General features: G+C 43.6%; 15 protein-coding genes. 6 read left to right on the top strand and 9 right to left on the bottom strand.

Features of this window, described 5'->3' with window-relative positions; genetic code table 11:
* Positions 1-23: 23 nt before the first annotated feature.
* The 4 genes from ACWB1W_RS04095 to ACWB1W_RS04080 are packed head-to-tail and all read right to left on the bottom strand — an operon-like array spanning position 24 to position 5,274.
* Complete coding sequence (locus ACWB1W_RS04095) at positions 24-3,515, bottom strand: class I tRNA ligase family protein (protein WP_479370118.1); 3,492 nt, start codon at positions 3,513-3,515, stop codon at positions 24-26.
* 17 nt (positions 3,516-3,532) lie between these two features.
* Positions 3,533-4,645, bottom strand: coding sequence for a geranylgeranyl reductase family protein (locus tag ACWB1W_RS04090; protein WP_479370117.1), 1,113 nt, complete (start codon positions 4,643-4,645; stop codon positions 3,533-3,535).
* The gene (locus tag ACWB1W_RS04085; protein ID WP_479370116.1) at positions 4,632-4,949 is read right to left on the bottom strand and encodes a ribosome-binding factor A; all 318 of its coding nucleotides are present in this window, start codon (positions 4,947-4,949) and stop codon (positions 4,632-4,634) included. Before ACWB1W_RS04085 ends, ACWB1W_RS04090 begins: the two co-directional genes overlap by 14 nt.
* The gene (locus ACWB1W_RS04080; protein WP_479370115.1) at positions 4,921-5,274 is read right to left on the bottom strand and encodes a DUF7132 family protein; all 354 of its coding nucleotides are present in this window, start codon (positions 5,272-5,274) and stop codon (positions 4,921-4,923) included. Before ACWB1W_RS04080 ends, ACWB1W_RS04085 begins: the two co-directional genes overlap by 29 nt.
* Before the next feature lie 40 nt (positions 5,275-5,314).
* On the opposite strand from ACWB1W_RS04080, the gene mnmA reads away from it, so the two are divergent.
* Complete coding sequence (gene mnmA, locus ACWB1W_RS04075; protein WP_479370114.1) at positions 5,315-6,382, top strand: tRNA 2-thiouridine(34) synthase MnmA; 1,068 nt, start codon at positions 5,315-5,317, stop codon at positions 6,380-6,382.
* On the opposite strand, the gene ACWB1W_RS04070 is transcribed toward mnmA, so the two are convergent.
* From ACWB1W_RS04070 to fabG, 4 genes are read right to left on the bottom strand one after another with little or no spacing between them, the layout of a single operon-like run.
* Entirely contained in the window at positions 6,350-6,916 is a 567-nt protein-coding gene (locus ACWB1W_RS04070; protein ID WP_479370113.1) for a Maf family protein, read from the bottom strand. The genes mnmA and ACWB1W_RS04070 overlap by 33 nt on opposite strands.
* The gene (fabF, locus tag ACWB1W_RS04065) at positions 6,913-8,160 is read right to left on the bottom strand and encodes a beta-ketoacyl-ACP synthase II (protein ID WP_479370112.1); all 1,248 of its coding nucleotides are present in this window, start codon (positions 8,158-8,160) and stop codon (positions 6,913-6,915) included. The genes ACWB1W_RS04070 and fabF overlap by 4 nt, the downstream gene beginning before the upstream one ends.
* Positions 8,157-8,393, bottom strand: a complete 237-nt coding sequence (gene acpP, locus ACWB1W_RS04060; RefSeq protein WP_010881114.1) for an acyl carrier protein — start codon at positions 8,391-8,393, stop codon at positions 8,157-8,159. The genes fabF and acpP overlap by 4 nt, the downstream gene beginning before the upstream one ends.
* Positions 8,394-8,407: 14 nt before the next feature.
* The gene (fabG, locus tag ACWB1W_RS04055) at positions 8,408-9,154 is read right to left on the bottom strand and encodes a 3-oxoacyl-[acyl-carrier-protein] reductase (protein ID WP_479370111.1); all 747 of its coding nucleotides are present in this window, start codon (positions 9,152-9,154) and stop codon (positions 8,408-8,410) included.
* Positions 9,155-9,210: 56 nt separating this feature from the next.
* Between fabG and ACWB1W_RS04050 the strand changes: the two genes are divergently transcribed.
* Together ACWB1W_RS04050 and ACWB1W_RS04045 are read left to right on the top strand one after the other, a co-directional pair.
* Positions 9,211-9,861, top strand: a complete 651-nt coding sequence (locus ACWB1W_RS04050) for a flagellar basal body L-ring protein FlgH (protein WP_479370110.1) — start codon at positions 9,211-9,213, stop codon at positions 9,859-9,861.
* On the top strand, positions 9,822-10,907 hold the full coding sequence (locus ACWB1W_RS04045) for a flagellar basal body P-ring protein FlgI (RefSeq protein ID WP_479370109.1): 1,086 nt from the start codon (positions 9,822-9,824) through the stop codon (positions 10,905-10,907). Before ACWB1W_RS04050 ends, ACWB1W_RS04045 begins: the two co-directional genes overlap by 40 nt.
* Here ACWB1W_RS04045 and argF read toward each other — a convergent pair.
* Positions 10,888-11,808, bottom strand: a complete 921-nt coding sequence (gene argF, locus ACWB1W_RS04040; protein WP_479370108.1) for an ornithine carbamoyltransferase — start codon at positions 11,806-11,808, stop codon at positions 10,888-10,890. The two genes, ACWB1W_RS04045 and argF, sit on opposite strands and share 20 nt — an antisense overlap.
* A gap of 49 nt (positions 11,809-11,857) precedes the next feature.
* Between argF and metE the strand changes: the two genes are divergently transcribed.
* From metE to ACWB1W_RS04025, 3 genes are read left to right on the top strand one after another with little or no spacing between them, the layout of a single operon-like run.
* Positions 11,858-14,143, top strand: coding sequence for a 5-methyltetrahydropteroyltriglutamate--homocysteine S-methyltransferase (metE, locus tag ACWB1W_RS04035; protein WP_479370107.1), 2,286 nt, complete (start codon positions 11,858-11,860; stop codon positions 14,141-14,143).
* Positions 14,140-15,105 (top strand): 6-phosphofructokinase, encoded by a 966-nt coding sequence (pfkA, locus tag ACWB1W_RS04030; RefSeq protein WP_479370106.1) that lies wholly within the window; start codon positions 14,140-14,142, stop codon positions 15,103-15,105. The genes metE and pfkA overlap by 4 nt, the downstream gene beginning before the upstream one ends.
* A gap of 1 nt (position 15,106) precedes the next feature.
* On the top strand, positions 15,107-15,730 hold the full coding sequence (locus ACWB1W_RS04025; protein ID WP_479370105.1) for a riboflavin synthase: 624 nt from the start codon (positions 15,107-15,109) through the stop codon (positions 15,728-15,730).
* The last annotated feature ends 157 nt before the right edge of the window (positions 15,731-15,887 follow it).

The following is a 15,887-nucleotide window of genomic DNA, read 5'->3' as shown; positions in this document are numbered from 1 at the left end:
TTAGGAAGAAAAAGGGGAAAAGTTCAGCCTTTGAGAACTTTCAGTATCTCCTCAAGCTTTTTAAGGTCGCTTTCAAGCTCTTCCTTTATCTGTTTTTCCTTCTCAACTACCTCAACGGGTGCTTTTTTGAGGAAGTTCTCGTTTGATAGTTTCTTATTTACTCTCTCAAGCTCCTTCATAAGCTTTTCCTTCTTTTTCTCATAAGAGGATAGGAGTTCCTCAAGATTTACGTGTCCTTCTATGTGGAGGTATACCTCTGTATCCCTTGAGAATGTTGCAACGGTTTTTTCGGGTCTTTCACTTACTTCCTCAAAGCTCTCAAGCCTTGCGAGATTGAGTATGTGGTGCTTGAACTCCTCTATTACCTTTTTTGAGAACTCACTTTCCGTTCTGAAGGAAGCCTTTACCTTTGCGGAGGGCTTTATCTGGAGGGCGGAGCGAAGAGACCTGATGGCTGTTATTATCTCTCTTAATCTCTCAATCTTCTTTTTATCTTCTTCGTATATCTCCTCTTCGTTCTTTTCGGGGAACTCCGTAAGGGAGATGCTTTCCCCTTCAGCATTCGGGAGTTTGTGCCATATCTCTTCCGTTATGTAGGGCATGAACGGGTGGAGTATTCTAAGGGCTTTCTCAAGAACATATAAGAGGGTGTAAATGGCTGTTGTTCTTTCGTTTTCTATCCTCGCCTTTTCCTCCTCGTTGTCTTCCGGAGCTTTCTTGTAAACTCTTTCTTTTGTGAACTCTATATACCAGTCGCAGTAATCACTCCATAGGAACTCGTAAATTGCGTGAGCTGCACGGGAGTAGTTGTATTCCGATAGAGCTTCGTTTACCTCTTGAGCAGTCTCGTTTAGTTTCGTTATTATCCATTTGTCTTCAGGCTTGAGGGGAGCCATGTATGGGATTCTCGCTATTATATCCTCGGGTGTGTTCATAAGGACGTATCTTGAGGCGTTCCATATCTTGTTAGCGAAGTGTTTATAACCCTCAAACTTTTCCTCTGCGAGTTTTATATCCCTTCCCTGAACCGTGAGTATAGCAAGGGTGAACCTGAGTGCGTCCGCTCCGTATTTCTCTATGATATCAAGAGGGTCTATTACGTTTCCTATAGTCTTTGACATCTTTCTTCCGTATTTGTCTCTTACGAGTGCGTGAACGTAAACGTCATAAAAGGGAATATCCCCTGCAAGGTGGGTTCCCATCATAATCATTCTCGCAACCCAGAAGAATATGATGTCAAACCCGGTGACGAGAAGGTCCGTTGGATATAGGTTCTTCAGATCCTCTGTCTGTTCGGGCCACCCGAAGACACCGAAAGGCCATAGTGCGGAAGAGAACCATGTATCAAGGACATCTTTTTCCTGTTCAAGGTTTTCCGAGCGACACTTTTTACACCTTAACACCATTTTCCATTTCTTTTTTTGGGAATCATATCTGTACAGGTTTCTCGTGGATACACCGGGGGTTAACATTGCCATGGGGTTTGCGTCCTGAGTGAAAAAGAGCCTTAGGGAATCCGCGGTTATATCGGTGTTGTAATATCTGTGAAAAACAAACTTCTTGTAGAAATCAAGAACCGTCATATCGGGATGGACGAAGTGGGGGGATTTTAAGACCTTTTCAACCTCTTCAGGTGTAAACTCCTGCTCTATCTTCCCGTCCGCAATAAGGTTGAATATTATCTTGTCGTATGCCCTGTCAAAGTCGTCGTCCGTAAACACGTTTACGTTTCCGCAGTCCTTGCAATACCATACGGGTATTCTGTGTCCCCACCATATCTGTCTTGATATACACCAGTCTTTGAGGTTATACATCCAGTCAAGGTAAAACTTCTTCCAGTGTTCTGGAATAAACTTTATCCTTTTTTCTCTTTCCTCTACCTTCTTTATCCTCTCTACCTTTACACTCATAGATTTCTGGGAAACCTCAAGGTCCGCCTCACCTTTTCCGAGATTTTTTATTAACTTGGGTTTCCCGTTCAGGGAATACATATCAAGTTTCTCACCGTCATAAACAAAGAGATACGTTCCCGGCTCGAGCAACTGTTCGTTTCCGAATATGACTACTTTTGGAACTCCTTCGTAGGCAACAAAGAACTCGTAATTTTTAATCTCTTTTGCAAGCTCCTTAGCCCTCTCAAGGGATTCCTCATCTGTATAGTAGATGTATGCGAGTTCTCCTTCCCTCTTTCCTGCAAGGAATTTTGCAGTCTTATCAAGCACTACGACGACGGTATGCCTTCCACCTTCCTTTACAGGGATAACAACGCTGAGCTCTTCGGCTTTGACGAGCTGAATATAAAGCTCCTTTTCCTCCCTTTCTTTTACTCCTTCCTCCACCACCTTTATGGCTGTATCCTTTATTCTCGGGTCGGAAACTTTTACAAACCACTGAACCGAAACAAGGGGCTCTATTACGGTTTTACACCTGTAGCAGTGTCCTACCGAGTGAACAATTTCCTCAACTTTTTCAAGGTATCCTTCTTTTTCAAGCCTTTCAACTATTTTCTTTCTAGCCTCATACCTGTCAAGCCCCTTAAACTCTCCCGCGTTTTCCGTCATCTTTGCATTTTCGTCTATTACCTTAACGAAGGGTAGACTATGGGTCTTTCCTATTTCAAAGTCAAGGGGATCGTGTGCGGGTGTTATCTTAACCGCTCCCGTTCCGAAATCCATCTTTACCCTTTCGTCCGCTATTATTGGTATTAGACTTTCAACGGGATTTCCCTTCAAGTCCCTTCTTTCCCAGTTAACAAGGGGGAGCTTAGCCTTTTTACCTATCAGGTGTTTATACCTCTCGTCCTTAGGATTTACCGCTACCGCTGTATCCCCAAGCATGGTTTCGGGTCTTGTTGTCGCAACGGTTATAAACTCACCGGTTTCCTTCCCCTCCTCGTCTACTATGGGATACTTTATATACCAAAGGTTTCCCTTTTCCTCTTCATACTCAACCTCAAGGTCCGATAAAGCGGTTAAGTCTTTCGGACACCAGTTTACTATATACTCCGCCCTGTATATTAATCCCTCCTCATATAGGGTTCTGAACGCTTTTCTTACAGCCCTTGAAAATCCCTCATCGAGTGTAAACCTTTCCCTCTTCCAGTCAACGGATACGCCGAGTTTAGTGAGCTGTGTTCTTATTGCGTTCCTTGATTCGGGAACCCACTCCCATACCTTCTTTAAAAACTCCTCCCTCCCGAGCTCAAGCCTGCTCTTTCCTTCCTTTGCGAGCTGTTTTTCAACAACGTATTGGGTTGCTATACCCGCGTGGTCAAATCCGGGAACCCACACACACTGTCTTCCCTTCATCCTCTGCCATCTGACTATAACGTCTTGAAGGGTTGCGTTAAGTGCGTGTCCCATATGGAGGGAGCCCGTAACGTTCGGTGGAGGTATTACGACGGAAAACTTCTTCTTGACTTCAGGTTTCTCAACATGGTAAAGAGCCTTCTCTATCCAGTATCTGCTCCACTTCTCTTCTATCTCCTTTGGATTGTACTCCTTGATTTCTTCCATAGTAAAAGAATTTTATTTTAAAGCCTAAGGAGAGAAAGTATAAAACTCCTCACAAAATCCAACCAACCTCTTTTATACAAACTTTTGTAGTTTTCACTTCCCTTAAGGAGTTCCATATACTTCTCAAGGGATTTTCCCGCTCCCATGCGGTAAGCTACCTTTTGGAATCTGTAAGCAAGTCTTGCTATCTTTCCTGCGTATATAAACTCCGAGAGTAAATCGCTAACCTCTTTGGAGTAATTCTTTACAGGATTTTGGGGATTCTCCAGTATGGCTTTCCCGGCTTTTAAACCGCTCAGGTATGCGTAATAAATACCCTCCCCGAGAAGGGGGTCAACAAAGTTCCCCGCATCACCGAGAAGTAAAACCCTTCCCCTTCCGAGATGTAAGTCCTTTTCATTTTCGGTAAAGGGTATAAACCATCCCTTGGGTTTGTAAAGCTTTTTTACTTTTACCTTTCCCTGTTTTTTTAAGTATTCCTCAATAACTTTATTGAGATTTTCTTTATCCGTTGATGCGACTCCTATATTCAGTAAATCACCCTTCGGAAAAATCCAAAGATATCCCCTTTTAACGAGACCTATTTCTATTATTATCGAGTCTCTTTCCATCTCCCCTTCCGCTAAAATCTCAACGGAACGGTAAAATTTCTCTTTTTTGTAGCCGATAAGCTTTGAAACCTTACTGTAAAAGCCGTCCGCACCTAAAAGAAAATCCGTTTCAACCTTTCCTTTTGATGTATAGACGATTATCTTTCCCTTTTCTTCCGAAAATCCCGAAAATTCCACCTCTTCCCACAGTTCTGCTCCCGAAGATAAAGCCTTTTGAGTGAGGTAATGGTCAAAATCCGACCTATCAATTATGTAAGCCACCTCTTTACTTTCTTTAATTGTTGATTTTTCTCCTCTGAATCCCAAAACACCTTTGTTTATTACGTTTAAAACTTTAGTTTTAAAGTCGGAAGGCAGATATTTTGAAAACCTTGAGGAAAGGGCTCCACCGCACAGCTTAAACCTCGGGAGTTTCTTCTTCTCAAGAATTAAAACTTTTAATCCTTTTTCCGCAAGGTATTTTCCGCAGGAAGCTCCCGCAGGCCCACTTCCTACGATTACCGCATCATACCTGCTCATTCCAGAGCTTTTCCATAATCCTTATCTCTTTATCCTCTTCAAACTCAAGTTTAGGAATAACCTTTATCCTGAGTTTTTTTATTCTTTCGGTTATATCCCTTTTATTTTCTTCAAGAAAGCTTTTAACCCTTTCTGAGTTATCCTCGGGAATAACGGTGAAAAAAACCTTTGCTCTGCTTCCGTCCTTTGTGAGTTCAACCCTTGTTATGCTTATCACTCCTATGTCGGGGGGAGCATTCTCAACAACGTATTTAGCAATGAGCTCCTTTATCTGTTCAATCAATCTTTCCCTTTTCTTGCTCATTTTCTATACTCTCCAGAATATCTTCGTATTTCTTATACTCCTCACTTTTTAAAATATCCGTTATAAACTCGTCAATCTCTTTCTTTTCAAGAATAGCCCCCGCAAGAAGCCTTCCCGTATACTTGTTATCCTTTATCTCCCAGAACATAAAGAACTCGGGGAACTTCTGTTTAATCTTCCTGTATGCGTATCCGTATTTACTGTCCTTTAATGGATTCTGTTCTATGAAAAAATGGTTCTTGCCGAGCTCAATTATGTGGAGTATTGCTCCCCTTCTCGTTCTTACGAGCTTGAGTTTAAAGTTCCATTCCTTTAAGGTTTCCATATGTTTATTTTATCTAAAGCTATTTAAATTTAATCTTCTGATGAAGGTAGCGGTAGGAATGAGCGGTGGCGTTGACAGTAGCGTCACCGCACTTCTCTTGAAGGAAGCGGGATACGAGGTAATAGGTGTAACCCTGAGATTCCACACCGTGGAGGCTTGCGAGGTTAACGGAACTCACAACGTTTGTTGTTCACCCAAGGACGTTCAGGATGCATCAAGAGTTGCAAAGAGGCTCGGGATTCCCCACCTGGTCTTTAGCTGGGAGGAAGTATTTAAGACAAAGGTTATAGACTACTTCGTTGATGAGTATCTGAAGGGAAGAACACCGAACCCCTGTGCTGTATGTAACAGGGATGTAAAGACGGGATTTTTCGCAAGATACCTTAAGAACGTTGCGGATATAGACAAGCTTGCCACGGGACATTACGCAAAGATTGAGAAGGATGAAAATCTCGGTCACGTTATAAAGAGACCAAAGGACAGAAGAAGAGACCAAACATACTTCTTATCCCTTGTAAGAAAAGAGGATTTGGAGCTTTTACTTTTTCCCCTTGGAGATTTTACAAAGGAGGAGGTAAGGAAGATAGCTGAGAAGTATGGCCTTGAAGTTGCCAGGAAGAAAGACTCCCAAGAGGTCTGCTTCCTTATGGGAAAGTCACCGGGAGAGTATCTTGAGGAAATTGTAGGAAAAAGAAAAGGCGTTATAAGGCACGTTTCGGGGAAAATACTCGGAAAACACGAGGGAATATACAGGTTCACTATAGGTCAGAGAAGAGGACTCGGTATATCCTACGGAAAGCCCCTTTACGTAATTGATATTCAACCCGAAACGAATACCGTCGTAGTAGGTGAGGAAAAATACCTCTACAACGATAAACTTCTCGTGAAGGATATAAACTTTCACGTTCCTATAGAAAAGTGGAAAGATGTTTCAGCTCAGATAAGATACAGACATACTCCGGTTCCCGTGGAGGAGATAACGAGGACTGAGAACGGATACGTAGTGAAGTTTAAAGAGGATGTAAGAGGAATAACCCCCGGACAGGTAATAGCTTTCTACGGCGGTGATACGCTTTTAGGAGGAGGTATTATAGAGGAAGCCCTTTAGAGCTTTGTAGACCTTAACAACAGGGAGACCCATAACCGTATAGAAGTTCCCCTGTATCCTTTCAACGATAACCGCCCCAAAACCTTGAACTCCGTAAGCTCCCGCTTTATCAAGGGGTTCACCGCTCCTGATATAGTCCTCTATCTCCTTCTCGGTAAGCTCCCTGAACTTTACCCGTGCAACGTCGTGAAAAGTTAGCTTCTTTCCTTTTGATATAATTGAGACCGCGGTAACGACGCCGTGCCATCTTCCCGAAAGCCTTTTAAGTATCCTTTTTGCATCTTCCTCGTTCTTCGGTTTTCCTATAATCTCGTTTCCCAGAAATACGAGCGTATCCGCACCTATAACAATAGCTTCCTTGTATCTATTCCAAACGGACAGGGCTTTTTCCCTTGATAGCTTTCTCGCTGTAAGAATAGGCCTTCCCTCAATCGGTTTCTCCTCTATCTTGGCCGGAATTACTTCAAAATCCAAACCAAGTAAGGAAAGAATCTCTATACGGCGGGGAGAAGAGGAAGCAAGGATTAACCTCATCTTTCCGGTTTCTTAAATACGAGGGTAGCGTTCGTTCCTCCGAAACCGAAGGCATTTGATAGGGCTACTCTTACTGGATGCTCAACTGCCTTGTTCGGGACATAATCAAGATCACACTCCGGGTCCGGATTCTCAAGGTTTATTGTAGGAGGTATTATGTTTGTTTCTATGGTTTTCACGGTTGCAACCGCCTCAACTGCTGCGGCAGCCCCGAGAAGATGTCCTATCATGGACTTGTTTGAAGATATCTTAAGCTTATACGCGTGTTCACCGAAGAGCTGTTTTATGGCCATTGTTTCCGTCTTATCGTTAAGAGGTGTTGACGTTCCGTGAGCGTTTATGTAATCAACCTCTTCGGGTTTTATCCCTGCATCTTCCAGAGCCGACCTCATACACTCGTAAGCTCCTTCTCCACACTCGTGGGGTGAGGTTATGTGATAAGCGTCATCGGTTGCCCCGTATCCCACGAGCTCGGCGTATATCTTTGCCCCCCTCTTTTTAGCCCTTTCGTATTCCTCAAGGATGAGTATACCCGCACCCTCTCCCATAACGAAACCGTCCCTGTCCCTGTCAAAGGGCCTTGATGCCTTTTGAGGTTCGTCGTTTCTCGTTGATAAGGCTTTCATAGACGCAAATCCTGCGACACCCAGGGGTGTTATTGCCGCTTCCGTTCCTCCGGCTATGGCAACGTCGATGTCTCCTTTCTGTATAAGCCTGAATGCGTCACCTATGGCGTGGTTTCCCGTAGCACAAGCAGAGGTAACGCAGTAGTTCGGACCTTTAAATCCCCACCTTATGGCAACAAGACCTGAGGCCATGTTGGAAATTCCATAGGGAATGAAGAAAGGGGAAACCCTTCTTGCACCCTTTTCCTTAAGGATTAGTGTCTGGTCCTCTATGTCCTTCAGTCCCCCTATTCCCGTTCCGATGATAACCCCTACCCTGTAGGGGTCGTATTCACTTTCAAGCAGTCCGCTATCTTCAAGGGCTTCCTTTACCGCCGCTATGGCAAACTGAACAAAACGGGAGGCCTTCCGAGCCTCCTTCTTGTCCATAAACTCTTCGGGTTTAAAATCCTTTACTTCAGCGGCAATCTTAACGGGAATTCCGTAATCGTCGGGATTAAAGCTCTTTATACGGTCTACCCCGCTTACGCCTTTAACGAGGTTTTCCCAAAACTTTTTAACACCCGTTCCTATGGGTGTCACCGCACCTATACCCGTTATAACTACCCTTCTCCTCATCCTCCTACCTTTTCCTTAAGGTAGTTAATAACGTCTCCGACGGTCTGTATTTTTTCCGCATCCTCGTCGGGAATCTCAATACCGAACTCTTCTTCAAAGGCCATAATAAGTTCAACAACGTCCAGGGAGTCCGCTCCGAGGTCTTCAACGAACTTAGCCTCGGGCGTTATCTTCTCCTTCTCAACTCCTAATTGCTCGGCAATAATCTCCTTAACCCTCTCTTCCAAGCTCATACCTTACCTCCTTTTTAAAACATTCCTCCGTTTACATGTATTGTTTCGCCGGTTATATAACTCGCCATATCGGAGCATAAAAATAAAACTACGTTTGCAACCTCCTCGGGACTTCCGAACCTCCCGAGAGGTATCTGCTCCTTATACTTCTTCTTTATGTCCTCGGATAAAACCGCGGTCATATCGGTCTCTATAAAGCCCGGAGCAACCGCATTAACGAGGACGTTCCTGGGAGCAAGCTCTTTTGCAAGGGACTTCGTAAAACCTATTAGTCCCGCTTTCGTCGAAGCGTAATTGGTCTGGCCTGCGTTTCCTATAAATCCTACTACCGAGGATATGTTAATAATCCTTCCCCATCTCTGCTTTATCATCTTCTTTATAGCTTGCTGGGTAACGAGAAAAGCACCCGTAAGGTTTGTTCTTATTACTTCTTCCCAGTCCTCAAGATTCATTCTCATAAAGAGCTTATCCCTGGTTATGCCTGCGTTATTCACAAGTATGTCAACACCGCCGAAGGTTTTATTTATCTCGTCAAAGGCCTTTTTTACACTCTCGGGATTTCCGACATCCATTGATAAGCCGAGGGTTTCAACGGAAAACTTCTCTTTAATTTCCCTTGCAACTTCTTGGGCTTTGCTTTGGTCCCTCCCTGTTATAATTAAGTTACTTCCTGCGGAGGCGAGCTTTTCGGCTATGGCCTTTCCTATTCCCCGTGTTGAACCGGTTACAAGAGAAACCTTACCCTCAAGGCGTATTTCCATTATGGCTTCATAATTATAGCAAAAATTTAGCAAGGTTGCTATATTCTTTATAAAAGATGACTTTTTGGTTAATCCTCCTTATTATCCTTGTTTCATGTTCAACAAAAGCGGAGAAGAAACATAAATACACCCACAGTTTTCCCGGAAACTACGAGATACCAAAGCCGGCAAAGGGAAGCCTTTACAGAACACCCTCGGATGCATATCTGTATGGCTCTGTAAGAGCTTCGCAGGTCGGTGACGTAATATACGTTCGCGTAATTGAGAGTGTAAACGCTATAGAACAGGTTTCTTCAAATATAGGAAGGAGTTCTTCTTTCTCAAACGCTATAACCTCCTTCTTCGGGGTTCACCCCGCAACCTTGAAAAACTTAGGAGCACAAGGAAAGGCTTCTCTTTCTTCAAAAGCAGGGAGTAAGTATCAACAAAGCGGTATCCTAACAACAACCCTTGCGGGTAGAGTTTTAAAGGTTTTTCCGAACGGAACTATGTTAATAGAGGCTAAAAAGTATATTGAGGTAAACGGAGTAAAAAGGGAGTTCGTCTTAAGGGGTATAGTAAGGCAGGAGGATATTGACTCGTCAAATACAGTAACGAGCGATAAGATAGCGGATATGGAAATATTCTTTGAAGGCAAAGGATATCTGGTAAGCGGAGGGGAACCGGGATGGCTGGCAAAAATCTTTTCTTTAATCTTTCCCTTTTAATGCTTTTTATCTCCTTCACCTTCGGTGTAAGGATAAAGGACATAGCAAGCATAGAAGGAAACAGGTATAACTACCTTATAGGATACGGTCTCGTTGTGGGACTAAAAGGAACGGGGGATGGGAAAGCTACCCAGTTTACGGTTCAAAGTCTCGCAAACATGCTGAGGAGAATGGGTATTCCCGTTGACCCGAGAAGGATAACTGTTAAGAACGTAGCTGCGGTTATGGTTACCGCAAAGGTCCCCCCGTATGCAAAGGCCGGAATGCGCTTTGACGTTGAAGTCTCCTCAATAGGTGACGCTAAGAGTCTTGAGGGAGGAACACTTCTTATGACACCCTTAAGAGGACCTGACGGAAAGATATACGCGATAGCCCAGGGTCAGGTAATAGTAGGAGGATACGAAGCAAGGGGAAGAGGTGCGGCTCAAGTGAAAAACGTACCTACGGTAGGGAGAATTCCTAACGGTGCTATACTTGAGAAGGATTTACCTTTTTCTTTTGACCTTAAGGAAGTGAACGTATACCTTGATGAACCGGACTTTACAACCGCTAAGAACGTTCAGGATGCTATTAACGACTTCTTCGGAAAGAAGCTCGCAACTGCTGTTGACAGTGCAACAATAAGGGTGAAAATACCCGAAGGTATAAACCCCGTTGACTTTATAGCTAAACTTGAGAATATAGAAGTTAAAACCTCAAGTGTAGCAAAGGTGATAATAGACGGCCGTTCGGGAATTGTTCTTCTCGGTGGAAATGTCACAATAGAGCCCGTAGCTGTCGCTGTGGGCTCACTGGTTATAAAGATAACCGAAAGACCTGTTGTATCCCAGCCTCCTCCTCTCTCTCCCGGAGAAACGAAAGTATTACCCAGAACTGAGATAGAGGTAAAGGAGGAGGAAAGGAGGCTTGTTCAGATAAAGGGAGCTACCGTTTCTGAGCTTGTCAACGCTTTAAATAAAATAGGGGCAACGCCGAGGGAGATAATTCAAGTTTTGCAGGCGATAAAGGCGGCGGGAGCATTAAAGGCTAAGCTTGAAGTCCTTTAAACAGGAATGCCATGAGTGTTTTCTGAGTGTGAAGCCTGTTTTCCGCTTGGGTAAATATAAAGTCCGCATTCTTCTCAAAGACGTCCTCGGTTATCTCTTGTCCCTTCTTTGCGGGAAGACAGTGCATAACTTTAACGGTATCTTTAGCCTTTGATAGTAGACCTTGGTTTACCTGAAAGGGTTTAAAAACCTCAAGGTTCTTCCCTTCTTCCCCCATGCTTACCCATACATCCGTGTAAACGATGTCCGCATCTTTTACCGCTTCCGTTGGGTCGTTTGTTAGCTCAACTTCTCCACCTGTATCCTTTGCAAACTCAAGAGCTTTCTTGTAGTAATAACTACTCGGTTCGTGACCTTCCGGGGTGGCAACAAAGAGTTTGAGACCTGCCATTCCTGCACCCACCATAAGGGTGTTGCATACGTTATTCCCGTCCCCTACGTAAGCAATCTTAATTCTCTTCATTTCATCACCGAAGGTCTCGTATAAAGTAAAAAGGTCACTCAAAATCTGGCAGGGATGAGAACGCTCCGTGAGAGCGTTTATCACGGGAACGCTTGAGTATTTTGCAAGTTCATTTAACCACGCGTGTGAGTGGTTTCTAACGATTATCCCATCAACGTACCTTGATAAGGTCCTTGCGGTATCCTTTACGTCCTCACCCCTTGAGACCTGGAGTTCCTTTTCCTGAAAAAACATAGCGTTACCGCCGAGCTGATAAATACCTACTTCAAAGGATACACGGGTTCTCGTTGAAGGTTTTGTAAATATTAAAGCAAAACTTTTACCGCTTAGGGGTTTTCCGAGCTCTTCCTCTCCCTTTTTTACCCGCAGTGTTTTCTTGAGTATCAGGTTTACCTCTTCGGGAGTGAGGTCCCAAAGGTCAACGAAATCCCTTTTCATAAAAGATATTTTAAGAAATATAATAGGTAGAATTCAAAGGAGGAGAGGAATGCTAAGAACATTTGCTTTCGGTTTCCCGAAACTCGGAGAAAAAAGAGAGTTCAAAAAGCTTCTTGAAAGCTTCTGGAAGGGAAACATAACCGAGGAAGAGTTAAATAAGGGCATGGAAGAACTTAACCTTAAAAGAGCGGAAGCCTACGGGGAAAACGTAGAGATAATTCCATCAAACGAGCTTTCCTACTACGACTTTATGCTTGATACAGCGGTTATGGTAGGTGCTATTCCCTCTCGCTTTGGTGAATATAAGGGACTTGAAACTTACTTTGAGATGGCAAGGGGAAAAAACGCTCTTGAGCTTACTAAGTGGTTTAACACAAACTACCACTATCTCGTTCCCGAGCTTGAGGGAGAAAACTTCAAGCTCTTGGTAAACAAACCCCTTGAGGAGTATAAATTCTTCAAGGAAAAGGGAATAAACACGGTTCCCCATATTGTAGGTCTATACACCTTCCTTAAGCTCTCAAAAGCTCCCAAAAGGATTGAAGAAGAAGGTATTCCCGTAATTCTTATGGAAAAAATAGAGGACGAAGAGAGATTAAACAAGTTTGCATATGCCTTAATACCCGTATACGCAGAGGTTCTAAGAACGCTTAAAGAAACAGGAGCGGAAAGGGTTCACTTTGAGGAGCCTGCGCTCGTTACAGACATGGAAAACTACGAGTGGGAGCTTGTGAAGAAAATATATGAAGAGCTCTCAAAAGTTGGCCTTGATATAGGGATACTCACCTATTACGATTCCGTTTCCGACTACGATAAATTTCTTGAACTTCCCGTAAAAGCCCTTCACTTGGACCTCGTCTCAAATGAGGAAAACCTGAAAAACCTGAGGGAAAAAGGGTTCCCGAAGGACAAGGAGCTCATAGCAGGTGTAATAAACGGACGCCAACCTTGGAGGGCAAATCTTAGGGAAAAGTTAAACCAGGTTGAAGAGCTCCTTAAGATTTCGGAAAACCTTGTAATTTCAAATGCCCAACCCCTTTACCACCTTCCCGTAAGCGTTGAGCCGGAAGACGAACTCCCCGAAGGATTAAAAGAGAGGCTCGCTTTCGCAAAGGAAAAGCTAAGGGAACTTAAACTCATAAAAGAAGCTCTTGAAGGGAAGGAAGAGGCAATGAGGGAAGCGGAAGAGTCCGAGAAGGTTATGACCGCAGTTTATGCGGAAAATCCCGAAGTTAAAAAGAGGATAGCTTCCCTCAGAGAAGAGGACTTCAGGAGGGAAGTTCCCTATAAGGAAAGGGATAAAATTCAGCAGGAAATCCTTAAGCTCCCCCTATTTCCAACAACAACGATAGGTTCTTTCCCCCAAACGGAAGACGTAAGAAGAATGAGAACCGCATACAGAAACGGAAAGATTACGGAAGAGGAGTACAAGAAGTTCATAAAGCAGAAAATTAAATATGCTATAGAAGTTCAGGAAGATATAGGACTTGACGTTCTCGTTCACGGTGAGTTTGAGCGTTCCGATATGGTTGAGTATTTTGCTATAAAGCTTGATGGAATAGCGACTACAAAACACGGTTGGGTTCTCTCTTACGGTTCAAGGGTTTACAGACCTCCTATAATTTACGGAGACGTATCAAGACCCAATCCTATGACCCTTGAGGAGATAACCTACGCCCAATCCCTTACCTCAAAGCCCGTGAAGGGAATGCTTACGGGACCCGTAACCATCCTTAACTGGAGCTACTACAGGGAGGACATACCCAAGAGGGAGATAGCCTACCAGATAGCTTTAGCACTCCAGGACGAAGTAAAGGACCTTGAAAATGCAGGAATAAAGATAATCCAGATTGATGAACCTGCATTCAGAGAAGGTGCACCATTGAAAAAGAGAGATTGGCCCGAATACTTCGACTGGGCTATAAAGGCCTTCAGGCTTGCTTCAAGGGCAAAGCCCGAAACCCAGATACACACCCATATGTGCTACTCCGAGTTTAACGAAATAATTGAATACATCTACGAGATGGACTTTGACGTCATCTCAATAGAGGCCTCAAGAAGCAAGGGAGAGATAATAGAAGTATTCGAAAAATTTAAGGGTTGGGACAGGCAGATAGGAATAGGGGTATACGATATACACTCTCCTGCAATTCCTACAAAAGAAGAGATGAAGCTAATAATGACGAGAGCTATGAGAGTTCTTCCCAAGGAGCTCCTTTGGGTAAATCCCGACTGTGGACTCAAAACGAGAAGGTGGGAAGAGGTTATTCCCGCACTCAGGAATATGGTTGATATGGCTAGAGAACTGAGAGAGAAGGTGGGAGTAAAGGTATGAGGATAGGAATTTTAACCTCCGGAGGTGATGCCCCTGGTATGAATCCCGTTATTCGTGCGATTGTAAGGTATGCCGAAAGGGAGGGGAACGAAGTAATAGGAATAAGAAGAGGGTACAGGGGACTGATAGAAGGAGACTTTATAAAACTAACGAGCAGGGACGTAGGGGGAATTTTGGGAAGAGGAGGAACAATACTCCTATCTTCCCGTGAGGAAAGATTTAAAAAGCTTGAATACAGGGAGATAGCATACAGAAATCTAAAGGAAAAGGAGATAGATGCACTAATAGTTCTTGGTGGGGAGGGAAGCCTTGAGGGAGCAAGGGTAATAGCGGAAGAAACAGGAATGCCCGTGATAGGTATCCCCTGCACTATTGATAACGACGTCGGGGGAACGGAATACTGCATAGGATATGACACTGCCGTAAGAAACGCAGTTGAGGCGGTTGACAAGATAAGGGACACAGCAAGCTCCCACGAAAGAATATTCATCGTTGAGGTTATGGGAAGGAACAGGGGATTTATAGCCCTTGAGGTTGGTCTTGCCACGGGGGCTGAGCTCATCTTAATTCCCGAGGAGAAGTTCCCGAGGGATAAAATTCCTGAAGAGATAGAAAAGGCGAAGTCTATGGGAAAGCTCCACTTCATTATCGTCCTCGCGGAGGGATACGGAAAAGCTAATGAGCTTGAGAAGTATCTTTTTGAAAAGATAGGTGGGAAGTACGGAGAGATAAGGTCAACGGTTCTTGGACATATTCAAAGGGGAGGCTCTCCCACCCATTACGACAGAATGATGGGAACTAAGTTCGGAATAGTCGCTTACGAAAGTCTTATAGCCGGTGAACGTTCGGGGTATGTGGCGTATGAAAAAGGAAAGTTCTACATACAAGACTTTGAAAAAGCTAAGGAGTATAAGCCCATAGACAGAGAAGCGTACAGAATAAACATGAGACTTGCCATCTGAGATGTTTACGGGACTCGTTGAGGAAGTAGGAAAAGTTTTAGATATAAAGCTAAGCTCAAAAGGAGCGGTTCTTACCGTTGAGAGTAGTTTTAATGATGTAAAGGTAGGGGACAGTATATCGGTTAACGGTGCGTGTCTCACAGTTGTGAAAATAGGAAACAGACTTCTCTCCTTTGACGTATCCCCGGAGACCCTGAAAAGGACGAATTTAGGCCTTTTGAAAAAAGGAGATTACGTCAACCTTGAAAGAGCACTAAAACTCGGAAACCGATTAGGTGGACACATAGTTCAGGGACATGTTGACTTCACAGCTCCTATAAGGAGCTTGAAATTCCTCGGAGAGCATTACGAACTGGTGGTTGATATACCGGAAGAAGCCAGGAGCTTTATTGTGGAGAAGGGCTCTGTAGCCCTTGACGGGATAAGCTTGACGGTTAACTACGTAAAGGGAAAAAGTGTTTACATAAACATAGTTCCACACACCTATAACAACACTAACCTGAAGTTTAAAAAGGTTGGGGACTTAATGAACGTTGAACTGGACATAATAGGCAAGTATGTTGTGAACTACCTTAGAAGAAATAAGCGAAAGGAAGATATACTGGAAGAGTTTTTGAGATGGTAATAGAAAACTTTGAGTTAAATATTTATCTTTTCAGGTTGATAAACGATATTGATAATCCCTTCTTCAATAAGTTTTTTTACTACTTTTCCTATCTGGGTTCGGGATATATTCTCATTCCTCTCTTAATAATCACTTATCTATTCCGAAAGGAGAAACT

This window comes from Aquifex sp., from assembly GCF_056494385.1.
Note: the sequence above shows the minus strand (reverse complement) of the source record. Positions and strands in the feature narration are given on the sequence as shown.

Excerpts from the sequence above, each read along its gene's own strand:
- mnmA (WP_479370114.1), top strand. The coding sequence starts at position 5,315 with ATGAAGGTAGCGGTAGGAATGAGCGGTGGCGTTGACAGTAGCGTCACC.
- ACWB1W_RS04080 (WP_479370115.1), bottom strand. The coding sequence starts at position 5,274 with ATGGAAACCTTAAAGGAATGGAACTTTAAACTCAAGCTCGTAAGAACG.
- argF (WP_479370108.1), bottom strand. The coding sequence starts at position 11,808 with ATGAAAAGGGATTTCGTTGACCTTTGGGACCTCACTCCCGAAGAGGTA.
- fabG (WP_479370111.1), bottom strand. The coding sequence starts at position 9,154 with ATGGAAATACGCCTTGAGGGTAAGGTTTCTCTTGTAACCGGTTCAACA.
- ACWB1W_RS04095 (WP_479370118.1), bottom strand. The coding sequence starts at position 3,515 with ATGGAAGAAATCAAGGAGTACAATCCAAAGGAGATAGAAGAGAAGTGG.
- ACWB1W_RS04090 (WP_479370117.1), bottom strand. The coding sequence starts at position 4,645 with ATGAGCAGGTATGATGCGGTAATCGTAGGAAGTGGGCCTGCGGGAGCT.
- ACWB1W_RS04070 (WP_479370113.1), bottom strand. The coding sequence starts at position 6,916 with ATGAGGTTAATCCTTGCTTCCTCTTCTCCCCGCCGTATAGAGATTCTT.
- ACWB1W_RS04045 (WP_479370109.1), top strand. The coding sequence starts at position 9,822 with ATGGCTGGCAAAAATCTTTTCTTTAATCTTTCCCTTTTAATGCTTTTT.
- ACWB1W_RS04025 (WP_479370105.1), top strand. The coding sequence starts at position 15,107 with ATGTTTACGGGACTCGTTGAGGAAGTAGGAAAAGTTTTAGATATAAAG.
- fabF (WP_479370112.1), bottom strand. The coding sequence starts at position 8,160 with ATGAGGAGAAGGGTAGTTATAACGGGTATAGGTGCGGTGACACCCATA.
- acpP (WP_010881114.1), bottom strand. The coding sequence starts at position 8,393 with ATGAGCTTGGAAGAGAGGGTTAAGGAGATTATTGCCGAGCAATTAGGA.
- pfkA (WP_479370106.1), top strand. The coding sequence starts at position 14,140 with ATGAGGATAGGAATTTTAACCTCCGGAGGTGATGCCCCTGGTATGAAT.
- metE (WP_479370107.1), top strand. The coding sequence starts at position 11,858 with ATGCTAAGAACATTTGCTTTCGGTTTCCCGAAACTCGGAGAAAAAAGA.
- ACWB1W_RS04085 (WP_479370116.1), bottom strand. The coding sequence starts at position 4,949 with ATGAGCAAGAAAAGGGAAAGATTGATTGAACAGATAAAGGAGCTCATT.
- ACWB1W_RS04050 (WP_479370110.1), top strand. The coding sequence starts at position 9,211 with ATGACTTTTTGGTTAATCCTCCTTATTATCCTTGTTTCATGTTCAACA.